This window comes from Tabrizicola sp. TH137 (assembly GCF_002855575.1).
Lineage (GTDB): Bacteria > Pseudomonadota > Alphaproteobacteria > Rhodobacterales > Rhodobacteraceae > Paragemmobacter.
Genome location: NZ_PKRQ01000001.1, coordinates 251,833 through 266,637, shown reverse-complemented (window position 1 = coordinate 266,637; position 14,805 = coordinate 251,833). Strand labels below are relative to the sequence as shown.

Here is a 14,805-nt window from a genome sequence, read left to right as displayed (position 1 = left end):
AACGGCTGTGCCGTGTTCCGTGCCGCAAACTGTGCAGCAAAGTGTACATACAAATTCGGGCAGAGATCGGCTGCGGATTATGGTTAACCGTGCGCATTTGCGCAGGTGGCCCCGCCTTGGCCCTGGGGCTCTTGAAACCCGCGAGGCCCCGGATCAGGCGGCGGGCGGGCTTGGCTATTGCAGGCTGATGGCCGCCGATTGCCTGCCGAGTTCCACGCCGTCGCGCAGGAGCACGGCTTCGCCGGTATAGTCGCCCGCAGGCCAGCCGCCCGGAGGGGCGCGTTTGCCGCCCGCGCGGAAGGCCACGGCCTGTGTGCGGTCGAGGGTGATGGTCTGGCGGAACACCTCTCCCATGGGGCCGGTGATGGCGAGGGTGAGGCTGTCGCCCTGTTTCGGGCCGAAATAGGCGGCCCAGAAGACCAGCGCGGGGGCGTCGGTGGGCAGGGTTTCGGGGCTGGCGAGACCGGCCTTGATCACCTGCCATGCCGGGACATCGGTGAAGAAGCCCGCGCCGGTGAAGCCGAAGGGATCATAGGCGATGGGGGTGGCCCAAAGCTGGCCATCGAGGGGGGCGCCGCAGGCGGGGGCGGGGGCTGCGGGGGCGAAAGGATCAAGCGCGATGCCATCCTTGCGCACGGCGATATGGACATGGGGGAATTCGGTGTTGCCGGACAGGCCGACAAGGCCGAGCGGCGTGCCGGTCTCCACCGTATCGCCGCTGCGGACGGAGACAGAGCCGCGTTTCAGGTGGCAATACTGGGTCTGCCAGCCTGCGCCATGGTCGATGACCACGCCATTGCCGCAATCGCGCCCGTCCAGCGCTGGGGCCGTGGGATCGGAGATGGCGATATCGGGCATCCCGTCGCGGATGCCGGTCACCCGGCCGGGGGCGGCGGCCAGAACGGCGACGCCGCGTGCCATGGCGGCAAGGTCGGGCAGGGCGAAATCGGTGCCGTCATGGCCGTCATAGGTGAGATGGCCGCAGGCGATATCGGCCATGCCGGGGCCGGGATCGCGGTCGAAATGGTTCTGGATGTGGCAATCGCTGCCAAGGGTGCAGGCGATGGGTTGCGCCAATTCAAAGGCCCCCGCCGATGTGGCGAGGGCCAATGTCAGGGCTGCCGTCTGGCGGATCATTCCGCCGTGAGCAGCGGCGGTTTCTGGCCGGTGAGGCGGGGCTTTTGCGGTTCCTGCACTTGCAGGTCGATCGCATCGTCCTTGACCGCCACGCGGACCACGCCGCCCTTGGTGAGCTTGCCGAAGAGCAGTTCCTCGGCCAGCGGCTTCTTGATGTGTTCCTGGATCACGCGGCCAAGCGGGCGCGCCCCCATCTTGTCATCATAGCCCTTGTCGCCCAGCCATTGCGCGGCTTCGGGGGTGAGTTCGATATGAACGCCCCGATCCATGAGCTGCGCCTCGAGCTGGAGGACGAACTTCTCGACCACCTGGAGGATGATCTCCTTGCCGAGCGGGGCGAAGGAGATGACCGCATCCAGACGGTTGCGGAATTCCGGCGTGAAGGTGCGTTCGATGGCTGCCGTATCCTCGCCCGTGCGCCGGTCGCGGCCGAAGCCGATGGCCGATTTGGCCTGTTCGGCGGCGCCCGCGTTCGAGGTCATGATGAGGATGACGTTGCGGAAATCGACCTGCCGCCCGTTGTGATCGGTCAGCTTGCCGTGGTCCATCACCTGAAGCAGGATGTTGTAGACATCCGGATGGGCCTTTTCCATTTCATCGAGCAGCAGCACGCAATGCGGATGCTGGTCCACGCCATCGGTGAGCATGCCGCCCTGATCGAAGCCGACATAGCCCGGAGGCGCGCCGATCAGGCGGGAGACGGCGTGTTTCTCCATGTACTCCGACATGTCGAAGCGCAGCAGTTCCACGCCGAGCGAGCTTGCCAATTGCTTGGCGACCTCGGTCTTGCCGACGCCCGTGGGGCCGGCGAAGAGGTAGTTGCCGATGGGCTTTTCCGGTTCGCGCAGGCCGGCACGGGCCAGCTTGATGGAGGAGCAGAGCGCCTCCACGGCCTTGTCCTGACCGAAGACCACGCGCTTGAGCGTCTTTTCCAGATCGCGCAGGGTTTCCGCATCGTCCTTGGAGACGTTCTTCGGGGGGATGCGGGCGATTTTCGCCACCACCGCCTCGATCTCCTTGGTGCCGAGCGTCTTGCGGCGCTTGCCTTCGGGAAGGAGGTGCTGGGCTGCCCCGGCCTCGTCGATCACGTCGATGGCGCTGTCGGGGAGTTTGCGGTCATTGATGTAGCGATGCGCCAGTTCCACCGCCGCCTTGATGGCATCGGCGGTGTAGCGCAGGTCGTGATGTTCCTCGAAATGGGGTTTCAGGCCCATGAGGATCTTGATCGCGTCCGGCACCGTGGGTTCGTTCACGTCGATCTTCTGGAAGCGCCGCGACAGGGCGCGGTCCTTTTCGAAGTGCTGACGGAATTCCTTGTAGGTGGTGGAGCCCATGGTGCGCAGCTTGCCGCCCTGAAGCGCGGGCTTCAGCAGGTTGGAGGCATCCATCGCACCGCCGGAGGTGGCACCGGCGCCGATGACGGTGTGAATCTCGTCGATGAAGAGGATGCCGTCGGGGTGATCCTCCATCTCCTTGACCACGGCCTTGAGGCGTTCCTCGAAGTCACCCCGGTAGCGGGTGCCGGCGAGGAGCGCGCCCATGTCGAGCGAATAGATCGTGGCGCGCGAGAGAACCTCCGGCACCTCTTTCTTGACGATCTTCCAGGCGAGGCCTTCGGCGATGGCCGTCTTGCCCACGCCGGGATCGCCCACGAGAAGCGGGTTGTTCTTGCGGCGGCGGCAGAGGACCTGGATCGCGCGTTCCACCTCGGCCTCGCGGCCGATGAGGGGATCGACGTCGCCCTTGATCGCCTTCACGTTCAGATCGACGCAGTATTTGGAGAGGGCGGATTCCTTCGCCTCCCCCGCCTCGGCCTTGGGGGTTTCCTGGCGTTCCTCATCGGCGCCGGAGACCGGGCGGCTTTCGCCATAGGACGGGTCCTTGGCGACGCCATGGGCGATGAAGTTGACGGCATCGTAGCGCGTCATGTCCTGTTCTTGCAGGAAATAGGCGGCGTTCGATTCCCGTTCGGCGAAGATGGCGACGAGGACATTGGCCCCCGTCACCTCGTTCCGGCCCGACGATTGCACATGGATCGCGGCGCGCTGGATGACGCGCTGGAAGGCGGCGGTCGGCACGGCCTCGGACCCTTCGACATCGGTGACGAGGGTGGAGAGGTCGTCGTCGATGAAATCCACCAGCGTCTTGCGGAGTTCATCGAGATTGACCGAGCAGGCCTTCATCACCCGCGCGGCATCGGGTTCGTCGATCAGCGCGAGCAGCAGATGTTCCAGCGTCGCCAGTTCGTGGCGGCGGGCATTGGCGAGGGCCAGGGCGCCGTGGATGGCCTGTTCAAGGGTGGTGGAAAACGATGGCACGTTGGTGGTGCTCCTGTCTCTCAGGGCGCGGAGGAGGGTCCTCCGAACCGTGGCCTCATTGGGTTAGAGTTCGGCTAATTTCGGCCCACTTCAAGGGTTTTCTGGCCGGTTTCGTGGTTTCCTGCATCGTGGACGCAAAATGTGATCATGATGCGGCAGGGAGTGTTCAGAACCTGTCCTTTCGCGCGCGGATTTCGGCGAAGGTTTCGGCGTCGGAGGCATCGGGGCGGCCTATGGCGGATTTCAGGCCGGGCAGGTGGGCGCGAAGGAAGGGGTTGGTGTCGCGTTCCTCGGAGAGCGGGACCGGGACGGAGGGGCGGCCATCACGGCGTAGCGCGGCGACCCGGTCGATACGAGAGATAAGCGCGGGGTTGGCGGGTTCAAGGGTCTGGGCGAAACGCAGGTTGCCGGTGGTGTATTCGTGGCCGGAACAGATCAGCGTGTCGGGGGGCAGCGCGGCGAGGCGGGAGAGGGAGGCCCACATCTGGGCGGGCGTGCCTTCGAAGAGGCGGCCGCAGCCGGCGGCCATCAGGCTGTCACCGGTGAAGGCGAGCTTTGCGGCGGGGATATGGAAGGCGATATGGCCGATGGTGTGGCCGGGGACGGGGAGGGTTTCCACCCTCTCGCCTGCGAAGGGGAAGCTGCCTTCCTCGGGCAGGGCGTGGTCGAGGGGGGGCAGGCGGTGGGCATCCTGCGCGGCCCCCGTCACCCGCGCGCCGGTTTCCGCGCGCAAGGCGGGGACGCCGTCGATATGGTCGCTGTGGTGATGGGTGAGCCAGATGTCGGTCAACCGCCAGCCGCGCGCGGCGAGGGCTGCAAGGATCGGCGCGGCCTCGGGCACATCCACCACGGCGGTCGCGCCGCTGGCCGCGTCATGGACGAGATAGGCGTAATTGTCCGCAAGGCAGGGGACGGTGACGAGTTCAAGCGGCATGGTCTTTGATCCGATCCTGTATAGACTGGCCCGCGAGATGGGTCTTGCATGTTCCGGGCCATGTCGGGCAGGGGCAGTCTGGACCGGGGGAGAAGTCGGGCGCAATGCATCTTGATGTGCTGGATCTGCGGAACTTCTACTATCGCACGCAGCTTGGCCGCGTGGCGCAGCGGGCGATCCGGGATCGGGTGGTGGACCTTTGGCCGGTGCAGAGTGGGCAGACGGTGGCGGGGTTCGGCTTCGCTGTCCCCCTGCTGCGCCCCTATCTGGCCGACAGCCGGCGGGTAATCGGGCTGATGCCGGGGCCGCAGGGCGTGATGCCCTGGCCTGCGGGCATGGAGAATGTGAGCGTCCTTTGCGAAGAGACGCATTGGCCGCTGCCCACCGGGCTGGTGGATCGGCTGGTGATGCTGCACGGGCTGGAGACATCGGAACATCCGACGGCGGTGCTGGACGAGGCGCATCGCGTGCTGGGGCCGGGGGGGAAGGCGCTGATCGTGGTGCCGAACCGGTCGGGCCTGTGGTCGCGGCGGGACGGGACGCCTTTCGGTTTCGGGCGGCCTTATTCGATGACGCAGCTTGAGACGCAGTTGAAGCGGCATGGTTTCACGCCGGAGCGGACCTGCGCCGCGCTGTTCGCGCCGCCGTCTTCGGCGCGGTTCTGGCTGAGGACGGCGGATTTCTGGGAAGGGTTCGGGCGACGCTTTGGCCCCTGGCTGGCCGGGGGTGTGTTGATGGTGGAGGCTTCGAAGCAGGTCTATGCGCCGACGCGGGGGGGATTGGGCGCGCTGGCGCGGCGGCCCCTGAAGGTGCTGGAAGGCGTGGGCAAGGGCGTGCCGGAACCGGCGATGAACCGCGAAGCGGACGGGTAACCGGGCGATCCGGGAAAAGGTGATTCTGCGCTGCGGCGCAGGGCCACAGGTGCCTTGACGGGGTGCAAAACGTCACAGGGCCGGACTGGCGGCGCTAACGGATTGGAAAAGCGATGCGGAAGGGTCACGAAGGCGCGACCTTCCCGGTTGCGGGGTTGTTGGACCTCTGCTAATGACGCCGCGACATCACGAGACGCGGGTCATGCCCGCGCCCATTGACCTCTTGTGCCTCTGCTTTTCGCGGGGGTGCGGGTCCAGACAGCGGAAGGGTTGACGTGTCCGAACCTGCTTCGATCTCCTCCGGCATCGCCGCCAGATATGCCACGGCTCTGTTCGAGCTGGCGAAGGACGACAAGGCCCTGAAATCGCTTGAGGCGGATGCCGAGGCGCTGGGCGCGGCGCTGGAGGCCAGCGCCGATCTGCGCGCCATGATCGCCTCGCCGGTGATCACGCGCGAGGATCAGGCGGCGGCCATGGCGGCCATCGCCAAGAAGATGAAGCTGTCGGCCCTGACGGCGAATACCCTGGCCCTGATGGCGGCGAACCGCCGCCTCTTCGTGCTGCCGCATCTGGTGACCGACCTGCTGGCGCGGATCGCGGCGGAGAAGGGCGAAGTGACGGCCGAGGTGACCTCGGCTGCTGCCCTGTCGGCCGATCAGGCGAAGAAACTGGCCGCGACGCTGAAGGCGCGTGTCGGCAAGGACGTGAAACTGAAAGTTGCCGTCGATGAAAGCCTCATCGGCGGTCTTGTCGTCAAGCTGGGCTCGACCATGATCGACACCTCGGTCAAGTCGAAGCTCGCGGCTCTCCAGAATGCAATGAAAGAGGTTGGGTGATGGGAATCCAGGCTGCTGAGATCTCTGCGATCCTCAAGGAGCAGATCAAGAACTTCGGCAAGGATGCCGAAGTGGCCGAAGTGGGGCGCGTGCTGAGTGTTGGCGACGGGATTGCCCGCGTGCATGGTCTGGACAATGTCCAGGCCGGCGAGATGGTGGAATTCCCCGGCGGCATCCGCGGCATGGCGCTGAACCTGGAAGTCGACAATGTCGGCGTCGTGATCTTCGGGTCTGACCAGGACATCAAGGAAGGCGATGTCGTCAAGCGGACCAAATCCATCGTGGACGTGCCTGCGGGTGACGCGCTGCTGGGCCGGGTCGTGGATGGCCTTGGCAACCCGATCGACGGCAAGGGCCCGATCGCGGCGACCGAGCGTCGCGTGGCCGATGTGAAGGCCCCCGGCATCATCCCGCGGAAATCGGTGCATGAGCCGATGGCGACCGGCCTGAAGGCCGTGGACGCGATGATCCCCGTTGGCCGTGGCCAGCGCGAACTGATCATCGGCGACCGCCAGACCGGCAAGACCGCCGTCGCGCTGGACACGATCCTGAACCAGAAGGTCTATAACGAAGCCGCCGGTTCGGACGAGTCGAAGAAACTCTACTGCATCTATGTCGCCGTCGGGCAGAAGCGTTCGACCGTGGCGCAGCTTGTGAAGAAGCTGGAAGAGACCGGCGCGATTGCCTACACGATCGTCGTGGCCGCCACCGCGTCGGACCCCGCGCCGATGCAGTTCCTGGCGCCCTATGCCGCGACCGCAATGGCGGAGTATTTCCGCGACAACGGCCGCCATGCGCTGATCATCTATGATGACCTGTCCAAGCAGGCCGTGGCTTACCGCCAGATGTCACTGCTGCTGCGCCGCCCGCCGGGGCGTGAAGCCTATCCGGGCGACGTGTTCTATCTGCACTCGCGCCTTCTGGAGCGTTCGGCCAAGCTGAACGAGGATTTCGGGGCCGGGTCGCTGACCGCGCTGCCGATCATCGAGACGCAGGGCGGCGACGTGTCGGCCTTCATCCCGACCAACGTGATCTCGATCACCGACGGGCAGATCTTCCTTGAGACGGAACTGTTCTATCAGGGCATCCGTCCGGCGGTGAACACCGGTCTGTCGGTGTCGCGCGTGGGGTCTTCGGCGCAAACGAGCGCGATGAAGTCGGTGGCCGGCAAGGTGAAGCTGGAACTGGCGCAGTATCGCGAAATGGCGGCCTTTGCGCAGTTCGGGTCGGACCTTGATGCCGCGACCCAGCAGTTGCTGAACCGGGGTGCGCGCCTGACGGAGCTGATGAAGCAGCCGCAGTATTCGCCGCTGACCAATGCCGAGATCGTCTGCGTGATCTATGCGGGCACCAACGGCTATCTGGACAAGATCCCGGTGAAGGATGTGGGCCGTTTCGAAGCCGGTCTTCTGAAGCATCTGCGCGGCAAGGGCGCGGCGCTGCTGGAGGACATCACCAAGAACGACCGCAAGGTGGCGGGCGATCTGGAAAAGGCGATCCGTGCGGAGCTTGATGCATTCGCCAAAGACTTCGCCTGATTGGCCCTGAGGGAGTAGGCAGATGCCCAGCCTGAAGGACCTAAAGAACCGTATCGGAAGCGTTAAGAACACGCGGAAGATCACGAAGGCGATGCAGATGGTCGCGGCGGCGAAGCTTCGCCGCGCCCAGGAGGCTGCGGAAGCGGCCCGCCCCTATGCCGAGCGGATGAATGCCGTGATGGCCGGACTGGCGGCGTCGGTCGGACAGTCCAGCACCGCGCCGCGCCTTCTGGCGGGGACGGGGGCGGACAAGGTGCATCTGCTTGTCGTGATGACGGCGGAGCGGGGCCTCTGCGGCGGCTTCAACTCGTCCATCGCGCGTCTGGCGCGGGCGCGGGCGAATGAACTGCTGGCGCAGGGCAAGACGGTGAAGATCCTGACCGTCGGCAAGAAGGGGCGCGAGCAGTTGAAGCGCGACCTGTCGGCCCATTTCGTGGGTCACGTCGATCTGAGCGAGGTGAAGCGCATCGGTTATGCCAATGCGCAGGGCATCGCGAAGGATGTGATCGCGCGGTTCGAAGCGGGCGAGTTCGACGTGGCGACGCTGTTCTACAACCGCTTCCAGTCGGTGATCAGCCAGATCCCGACCGCGCAGCAGGTGATCCCGGCGCAGTTCGAGGGCGGGGCGGCGACCAGCGCGCTCTATCACTATGAGCCCGGCGAAGAGGCGATCCTTGCGGATCTGCTGCCGCGCGGGGTGGCGACGCAGGTCTTCGCGGCGCTCTTGGAGAATGGTGCGTCCGAGCAGGGCGCGCGGATGTCGGCGATGGACAACGCCACGCGGAACGCGGGCGACATGATCAACAAGCTGACGATCCAGTACAACCGTTCGCGTCAGGCCGCGATCACCAAAGAGCTTATCGAAATCATTTCGGGCGCTGAGGCGCTCTGAGGAACCGGAGAGACAAGATGGCACAAGGCAAAGTCACGCAGGTGATCGGCGCCGTCGTTGACGTGCAGTTCGACGGGGCGCTTCCGGCGATCCTGAACGCGCTCGAGACGGACAACAACGGCAAGAAGCTGATCCTCGAGGTCGCGCAGCATCTGGGCGAAAGCACCGTGCGCACCATCGCCATGGACGCGACCGAAGGTCTGGTGCGTGGCGCACCGGTGAAGGACCTTGGCGCGCCGATTTCGGTTCCGGTGGGCGATGCCACGCTGGGCCGCATCCTGAACGTGATCGGCGAGCCGATCGACGAAAAGGGCCCGATCGCGGCGACCGAGACCCGCGCGATCCACCAGCCCGCCCCGGACTTCGCGGCGCAGGCGACCGAAAGCCAGATCCTGGTGACCGGCATCAAGGTGATCGACCTGCTGGCGCCTTACGCCAAGGGCGGGAAGATCGGCCTCTTCGGTGGTGCGGGCGTGGGCAAGACGGTTCTGATCATGGAACTGATCAACAACATCGCCAAGGTGCACTCCGGCTATTCCGTGTTCGCGGGCGTGGGGGAACGGACCCGGGAAGGGAACGACCTCTATCACGAGATGATGGAATCGGGCGTCATCAAGATCGACGACCTTGCCTCGTCCAAGGTGGCGCTGGTCTATGGCCAGATGAACGAACCGCCGGGCGCGCGTGCCCGCGTGGCGCTGACCGGCCTGACGCTGGCCGAACAGTTCCGCGACCAGTCGGGGACGGACGTTCTGTTCTTCGTGGACAACATCTTCCGCTTTACCCAGGCCGGTTCGGAAGTGTCGGCTCTGCTGGGCCGTATCCCGAGCGCCGTGGGCTATCAGCCGACGCTGGCGACCGACATGGGCGCGCTTCAGGAACGCATCACCTCGACCAAGGCGGGGTCCATCACCTCGGTTCAGGCGATCTACGTTCCGGCCGACGACCTGACCGACCCGGCGCCTGCGACGTCCTTCGCGCACCTTGACGCGACGACCGTGCTTTCGCGCGCCATTTCGGAACTTGGCATCTATCCGGCGGTGGACCCTCTCGACTCCACCTCGCGCCTGATGGACCCGCAGATCCTGGGCGAAGAGCATTACAACGTCGCCCGTTCGGTGCAGGGCATCCTTCAGCGCTACAAGTCGTTGCAGGATATCATCGCCATCCTTGGCATGGACGAACTGTCGGAAGAGGACAAGCTGACCGTGGCCCGCGCCCGGAAGATCCAGCGTTTCCTGTCGCAGCCTTTCGACGTGGCGAAGGTCTTCACCGGGTCGGATGGCGTGCAGGTTCCGCTGGAAAAGACCATTGCGTCCTTCAAGGCGGTGGTTGCCGGTGAATATGACCACCTGCCCGAGGCCGCCTTCTACATGGTCGGCGACATCGACGAGGTGATCGCCAAGGCGCAGCGTCTCGCCGCGCAAGCCGCGTAAGGGGGCTGGCCGATGGCAGGCACGGTGCAATTCGACCTTGTTTCGCCGGAGCGGAGGCTTGCCTCCGTCGCGGCGACCGAGGTGCAGATTCCGGGGGCCGATGGCGACCTGACGGCGATGGAGGGGCATGCCCCCACCATCACCACGCTGCGCCCCGGCATCCTGAAGGCGGTCGCCGCAGGCGGGGCCAAGGCCTATGTCGTGACGGGCGGCTTTGCCGAGATCACGGCCGGTGCCGTGTCGGTTCTGGCCGAGCGTGCGGTGCCGGTGGAAGAGGCGAATGCCACGCTGTTCGATGCGCTGCTGGCGGAGGCCCGCGAGGCCGCGACCCGCGCCGAGGACAAGGACAGCGCTGACAAGCTGGTCAATGACATGCTGGCGCTGCGCGCGGCGGTCGGTCAGTAACGGCGCATCGCTGGCAGGAAAATTGCAAGGCCCCGTCGCCAAGGCGGGGCCTTCTGCTATGGTGGCGGGACGGTGTGCCGGGTAAGGGGTTTGCGGGTTCGCGATGAGAAAGCCGAGGATGAAGCGTCTGTCTTCCAACACCATCGGGGTCCTTCAGGGCAGCCGCGTGCTGTTTTCGGATTTTGCCACGGATGGGGTTATGTGGACGGGGCATGGCGACCGCGAAAGCCGCTTTGCCGTGGTATTTTCAGACCCGTTCCGCGCGCCGCCTGCGGTGATGGTGGGCATCTCGCTGTGGGACATGGATCACCGCACCAACATGCGCGCGGACCTGACCGCCGAGAATGTGACCGAGACGGGGTTTCATCTGGTGTTCCGCACCTGGGGCGATACGCGCATCGCCCGCATCCGCGCCGACTGGACGGCGATCGGCCCGGTGCAGGATGACGAGGATTGGGAGATCGACTGAGCCTGTGCTGCGCAAAAGGAAAGGGGCGGTTGCCCGCCCCTGACCTGCGTTCCGGTGATGCCGGGCTTATTGCGCGGCGAGGATGGCGCTGACCACGGCATCGCCCTGTTCGGCGATGAAGCTGTCCCAGACCGGCTTGACCGCGGCCTGGAAGGCGGCAACGTCAACATCGGTGTTCACTTCCATCCCGGCGGCCTTCAGCTCCTCGATCATGCCGGCTTCCTTGTCCTGCGCGGCCTTGCGCTGCATGGCGACGGCTTCGGCGGCGACCTCGGCGATGACCTTCTGTTCCTCGGGCGTCAGGCTGTTGAACTTGGCGTCGTTCATCACCAGCGCCAGCGCGGAATAGGCGTGCTGGGTCTGGCTGAGATATTGCTGCACTTCGTTGAACTTGAAGGACAGCACGATGCCCACGGGGTGATCCTGCGCGTCCACGACGCCGGTTTCCAGCGCGGTGTAGAGTTCCGCCACGGGAAGCTGTGTCGGGTTGGCGCCCAGAAGGGCGAACATCTCGTTCAGCGCCTTGGAATTGTTGACCCGCATGTTGAGGCCCGACACATCGGCCGGGGTGCGGATCGGGCCGCGGTTGTTGGTCATGTTGCGGTAGCCGTTTTCCGGGAAGCCCAGGACCTTGAGCCCGTGCTGGGTGAATTCGCCAGCGATGCCCTGGCCGATCTCACCATCCAGCACCGCATAGGCGGTGGCGCGGTCGGGGAAGAGGAAGGGCAGTTCGAAGGCCCCGGCGGCGGGAACCAGCCCGGTGAAGTTGTTCAGGCCCGACATGGCGATGTCGATGATGCCCGAACGGGCGCCGTCGATCATGGCCGCGTCATTGCCGAGCTGGCCCTGCGGGAAGATCGCCACGGTGACGGAGCCGTTGGTGCGCGCCTCGACCTGTTCCTTGAAGAAGAGCGACAGGGTCTGTTGCAGGTCGGTTTCCGGCGCGGCATGGGCGAGCTTCAGTTCGGTCTGCGCCTGCGCCGCGAAGGCGGACAGGGCGAAGGCCGAAGCAAGGCCGAGCGTCTTGAGAATGTTCATGGTCAGTCCTCCCTTTATCTGGTCGATCCGCCGAGGATTTCGGCGGGAATGGTGATGAGTTCAGGAAACAGGATGAAAAGGCCGAGCAGCACCGTGTAGGCGGCGACGAAGGGCGTCACGCCACGGACGGCGGTACTCATGTTCACCTTGGCGACGCCGCAGATGACGTTCAGCACCGTGCCGACGGGCGGGGTGAGCAGGCCGATGGAGCAGTTCAGCACGAACATCAGCCCGAAATAGACGGGGTCGATCCCGGCCATGTTCACCAGCGGCATGAAGAGCGGCACGAGGATCAGGATCGTGGGCGCGAGGTCCATCACCATGCCGACGGCGAAGACGATCAGCATGATGACCAGCATCAGGAGGCGCGGATTGTCGATCAGCGGGGCGAGAAAGACGCCCAGTTGCTGCGGCAGTTGCGCGACGGTGATGAGCCAGGAGGCCACCATCGCGGCGCCGACAAGGAACATCACCATAGCGGTGGAGCGGGCGGCGGAGAGCAGCACCTCGTAAAGCATCGTCCAGGTGACAGAGCGATAGACGAGGAGCGAGACGAGGATGGCATAGACGGCGGCGACGACGGCGGCCTCGGTCGGGGTGAAGGCACCCGAGCGGATGCCGCCGATGATGATGACGGGCAGGAGCAGCGCCCAGAAGCCATCCTTCAGCGCGGCAAGGCGTTCGGCGCGGCTGGCGCGGGGCAGGGTGGCGATGTCTTCGTTGCGCATCAGGTAGCGCCAGACCAGCATCAGGGTCAGGCCCATCATCAGGCCGGGGGCGATGCCCGCCATGAAGAGCTTGCCGATGGAGATATTGCCTGCCACGCCCATCAGGATGAGCGGGAGCGAGGGCGGGATGATCGGGGCGATGATCCCGCCTGAACCGAGAAGGCCAAGGCTGCGGCCTTCGGGATAGCCGGCGTTGCGCATCATCGGGTACAGGATCGACACCAGCGCCGCCGCATCGGCCACGGCCGAGCCGGAGAGGCCCGCCAGCACGATGGAGGTGATGATCGCCACATAGCCGAGGCCGCCGCGCCGGTGGCCGACCAGCGTCATGGCCAGCTTGACGATGCGGGTGGAGAGGCCGCCGCGCGACATCACCTCGCCCGCGACGAGGAAGAAGGGGATGGCGAGCAGGGGGAAGCTGTCCACGCCGTTGACCAGCCCCTGGGCGAGGATGTCGGAGTTGAAGCTGTCGAGATGCAGCATCAGCGCGACCGAGGCGAGCAGCAGCGCGAAGGCGATGGGCAGGCCGATCAGGATGCCGAGGAAGAGGACGCCGAGGAAGAGGACGAGGGTCATTCGCTGTGACCCTCCGCCTTGGCGAAGGGGGTAGGGTCGATCAGCCGCACCACGGCGACCGCGCCCATCAGCAGGGCCGAGACCACGCCCGCCAGATAGAAGAGCGCCGAGGGCAGGCCGGTCAGGGACGAGATATTGGACCAGTTCGCCATCATCTGATGCCAGGCGCCGATGAAGAACATGACCATGGTCAGGATCACGACCAGCCAGCAGATGCGCCGCAGCAGGGGGACGGCGCGGGGGAAATGGCGTTCGGAAAACTCGGTCAGCGCGAGGTGTTCGTCGCGGCGCAGGGTGACCGCCGCGCCGAGAAGGGCGATCCAGACAAAGGCCAGGCGGGCCAGTTCGACCGATTGGCGGATGCCGGAGGAAAAGCCGTAGCGCAGCACGACATTGGCGAAGACGATGGCGATCATGGCGCCCAGCAGGGCCACCAGAACAAGGTCGATAACCGACCAGAACCGTCTGACGACAGTTGGCATTCCTTCCTCCTCTGCGGCGAAACCCTCTTTTCCCTTGCGGGGAAAACCTCCGGTGGGTTATCGTTAACCCAAAGTGGTAACGATAACATGAAATCGAGTCAACCCCCCGCCGGACCCAAGGCGCCAACAATCGTGACGGTGGCTGCGGCGGCTGGCGTCAGCCCGATGACCGTGTCCAAGGTGCTGCGCGGCACCGGGCGGATCAGCCTGGCGACGCGGCAGCGGGTGATGCAGGTGGCCGATGACCTGGGCTATGTGCCGAATGGTCTGGCAGGGGCGCTGTCGTCGCAGAGCAGCCAGATCGTGGGCATCCTGATCCCGTCGATCGGCGACATGGTCTATTCGGGCGTTCTGGCCGGGATCAATGCGGTGCTTGTCCCGAAGGGGTTTTCCAGTTTCATCGGCGAGACCTTTTTCGATCCGGAGAACGAGGCGCGGCTGGTGCGGACGGTGCTGTCGCTGAAACCGTCGGGGCTGATCCTGACCGGGGGGCTGGAGCGGACCGGGGCCACCATGCATGTGCTGCGGCAAAGCGGGGTGCGCTGCGTGCAGCTTTGGGATGGCGACCGGCCTGATCTGGATGCCACGGTGGGCCTGTCGCATCGGGCGGCGGGGCGGGCGGCGGCGGATATCTTCCTGTCGCGCGGGTTGCGGGATGCCTGCTATGTCGGGGCGCAACTGGACCGCGATCTGTGCGCCGCGCGGCGGCTGGAAGGGTTCCGCCAGCGGCTGGAAGAGGCCGGGGGACGCTGCCGGGTGCTGGCCGATGATGCGCTGCCGCGCGATGTGGTGACGGGCGAGGCGCTGACGGCCGCGCTGCTGGCCGAGGGGCCGCCGCCCGAGGCGATCCATTACCTGAACGATGCGATGGCGATTGGCGGCCTGCGCGCGCTGCTGGCGGCCGGGGTGGAGGTGCCGGGGCGGACATCCGTCATCGGGTTCAACGGCACGTCGCTGCGCCATGCGATCCAGACGCGGCTGACCACGCTGGAAGTGCCATTGCACGAGATCGGCGCCCGTGCGGCGCAGGCCTTGCTGCAACCGGGGGAGGCGCGGACGGATCTGGTCGATTTCCAGATCGTGGCGGGGACGACGGTGCGGCCCTGAGGCCGGAACGGAAGCGACCCCGGCCTTGGGGCCGGGG

14 protein-coding genes are annotated in these 14,805 nt (G+C 65.7%); 8 read left to right on the top strand and 6 right to left on the bottom strand.

Annotated elements, in window-relative coordinates:
• Positions 1-174: 174 nt before the first annotated feature.
• From C0V75_RS01360 to gloB, 3 genes are all read right to left on the bottom strand, one after another.
• A complete protein-coding gene (locus C0V75_RS01360) occupies positions 175-1,137 on the bottom strand; it encodes a M23 family metallopeptidase (protein WP_101919106.1) in 963 nt (320 codons plus the stop codon).
• A complete protein-coding gene (gene clpA, locus C0V75_RS01355; RefSeq protein WP_101919105.1) occupies positions 1,134-3,455 on the bottom strand; it encodes an ATP-dependent Clp protease ATP-binding subunit ClpA in 2,322 nt (773 codons plus the stop codon). Before clpA ends, C0V75_RS01360 begins: the two co-directional genes overlap by 4 nt.
• A 166-nt stretch (positions 3,456-3,621) precedes the next feature.
• Positions 3,622-4,389, bottom strand: a complete 768-nt coding sequence (gloB, locus tag C0V75_RS01350; protein WP_101919104.1) for a hydroxyacylglutathione hydrolase — start codon at positions 4,387-4,389, stop codon at positions 3,622-3,624.
• Between the two features lie 104 nt (positions 4,390-4,493).
• Here gloB and C0V75_RS01345 point away from each other — a divergent pair, with 104 nt between their 5' ends.
• From C0V75_RS01345 to C0V75_RS01315, 7 genes are all read left to right on the top strand, one after another.
• Entirely contained in the window at positions 4,494-5,261 is a 768-nt protein-coding gene (locus tag C0V75_RS01345) for a class I SAM-dependent methyltransferase (protein WP_101919103.1), read from the top strand.
• A gap of 275 nt (positions 5,262-5,536) precedes the next feature.
• Positions 5,537-6,097: a F0F1 ATP synthase subunit delta gene (locus C0V75_RS01340; RefSeq protein ID WP_101919102.1), complete on the top strand. Its 561-nt coding sequence runs from the start codon at positions 5,537-5,539 to the stop codon at positions 6,095-6,097.
• Entirely contained in the window at positions 6,097-7,635 is a 1,539-nt protein-coding gene (atpA, locus tag C0V75_RS01335) for a F0F1 ATP synthase subunit alpha (RefSeq protein WP_101919101.1), read from the top strand. The genes C0V75_RS01340 and atpA overlap by 1 nt, the downstream gene beginning before the upstream one ends.
• Positions 7,636-7,657: 22 nt before the next feature.
• Positions 7,658-8,527 carry a F0F1 ATP synthase subunit gamma gene (locus C0V75_RS01330; RefSeq protein WP_101919100.1) on the top strand — a complete coding sequence of 290 codons (870 nt, stop codon included), beginning with the start codon at positions 7,658-7,660 and terminating at the stop codon, positions 8,525-8,527.
• Positions 8,528-8,544: 17 nt separating this feature from the next.
• The gene (atpD, locus tag C0V75_RS01325) at positions 8,545-9,963 is read left to right on the top strand and encodes a F0F1 ATP synthase subunit beta (RefSeq protein WP_101919099.1); all 1,419 of its coding nucleotides are present in this window, start codon (positions 8,545-8,547) and stop codon (positions 9,961-9,963) included.
• A 12-nt stretch (positions 9,964-9,975) separates the two neighbouring features.
• A complete protein-coding gene (locus tag C0V75_RS01320) occupies positions 9,976-10,368 on the top strand; it encodes a F0F1 ATP synthase subunit epsilon (RefSeq protein WP_101919098.1) in 393 nt (130 codons plus the stop codon).
• A 118-nt stretch (positions 10,369-10,486) separates the two neighbouring features.
• Positions 10,487-10,837: an H-type lectin domain-containing protein gene (locus C0V75_RS01315; RefSeq protein ID WP_101919097.1), complete on the top strand. Its 351-nt coding sequence runs from the start codon at positions 10,487-10,489 to the stop codon at positions 10,835-10,837.
• Positions 10,838-10,903: 66 nt separating this feature from the next.
• Here the strand turns inward: C0V75_RS01315 and C0V75_RS01310 are convergent, their stop codons facing one another.
• The 3 genes from C0V75_RS01310 to C0V75_RS01300 are packed head-to-tail and all read right to left on the bottom strand — an operon-like array spanning position 10,904 to position 13,661.
• Entirely contained in the window at positions 10,904-11,875 is a 972-nt protein-coding gene (locus C0V75_RS01310) for a DctP family TRAP transporter solute-binding subunit (protein WP_101919096.1), read from the bottom strand.
• 14 nt (positions 11,876-11,889) lie between these two features.
• Complete coding sequence (locus C0V75_RS01305) at positions 11,890-13,179, bottom strand: TRAP transporter large permease subunit (RefSeq protein WP_101919095.1); 1,290 nt, start codon at positions 13,177-13,179, stop codon at positions 11,890-11,892.
• Positions 13,176-13,661, bottom strand: a complete 486-nt coding sequence (locus C0V75_RS01300; RefSeq protein WP_101919094.1) for a TRAP transporter small permease — start codon at positions 13,659-13,661, stop codon at positions 13,176-13,178. The genes C0V75_RS01305 and C0V75_RS01300 overlap by 4 nt, the downstream gene beginning before the upstream one ends.
• Before the next feature lie 132 nt (positions 13,662-13,793).
• Between C0V75_RS01300 and C0V75_RS01295 the strand changes: the two genes are divergently transcribed.
• Positions 13,794-14,768, top strand: a complete 975-nt coding sequence (locus C0V75_RS01295) for a LacI family DNA-binding transcriptional regulator (protein ID WP_158241756.1) — start codon at positions 13,794-13,796, stop codon at positions 14,766-14,768.
• The last annotated feature ends 37 nt before the right edge of the window (positions 14,769-14,805 follow it).

Bases quoted from the DNA above. Each gene is read 5' to 3' on its own strand.
- C0V75_RS01310 (WP_101919096.1), bottom strand. From the start codon at position 11,875: ATGAACATTCTCAAGACGCTCGGCCTTGCTTCGGCCTTCGCCCTGTCC.
- C0V75_RS01320 (WP_101919098.1), top strand. From the start codon at position 9,976: ATGGCAGGCACGGTGCAATTCGACCTTGTTTCGCCGGAGCGGAGGCTT.
- C0V75_RS01305 (WP_101919095.1), bottom strand. From the start codon at position 13,179: ATGACCCTCGTCCTCTTCCTCGGCGTCCTCTTCCTCGGCATCCTGATC.
- atpD (WP_101919099.1), top strand. From the start codon at position 8,545: ATGGCACAAGGCAAAGTCACGCAGGTGATCGGCGCCGTCGTTGACGTG.
- atpA (WP_101919101.1), top strand. From the start codon at position 6,097: ATGGGAATCCAGGCTGCTGAGATCTCTGCGATCCTCAAGGAGCAGATC.
- gloB (WP_101919104.1), bottom strand. From the start codon at position 4,389: ATGCCGCTTGAACTCGTCACCGTCCCCTGCCTTGCGGACAATTACGCC.
- C0V75_RS01315 (WP_101919097.1), top strand. From the start codon at position 10,487: ATGAAGCGTCTGTCTTCCAACACCATCGGGGTCCTTCAGGGCAGCCGC.
- C0V75_RS01300 (WP_101919094.1), bottom strand. From the start codon at position 13,661: ATGCCAACTGTCGTCAGACGGTTCTGGTCGGTTATCGACCTTGTTCTG.
- C0V75_RS01360 (WP_101919106.1), bottom strand. From the start codon at position 1,137: ATGATCCGCCAGACGGCAGCCCTGACATTGGCCCTCGCCACATCGGCG.
- C0V75_RS01345 (WP_101919103.1), top strand. From the start codon at position 4,494: ATGCATCTTGATGTGCTGGATCTGCGGAACTTCTACTATCGCACGCAG.
- C0V75_RS01330 (WP_101919100.1), top strand. From the start codon at position 7,658: ATGCCCAGCCTGAAGGACCTAAAGAACCGTATCGGAAGCGTTAAGAAC.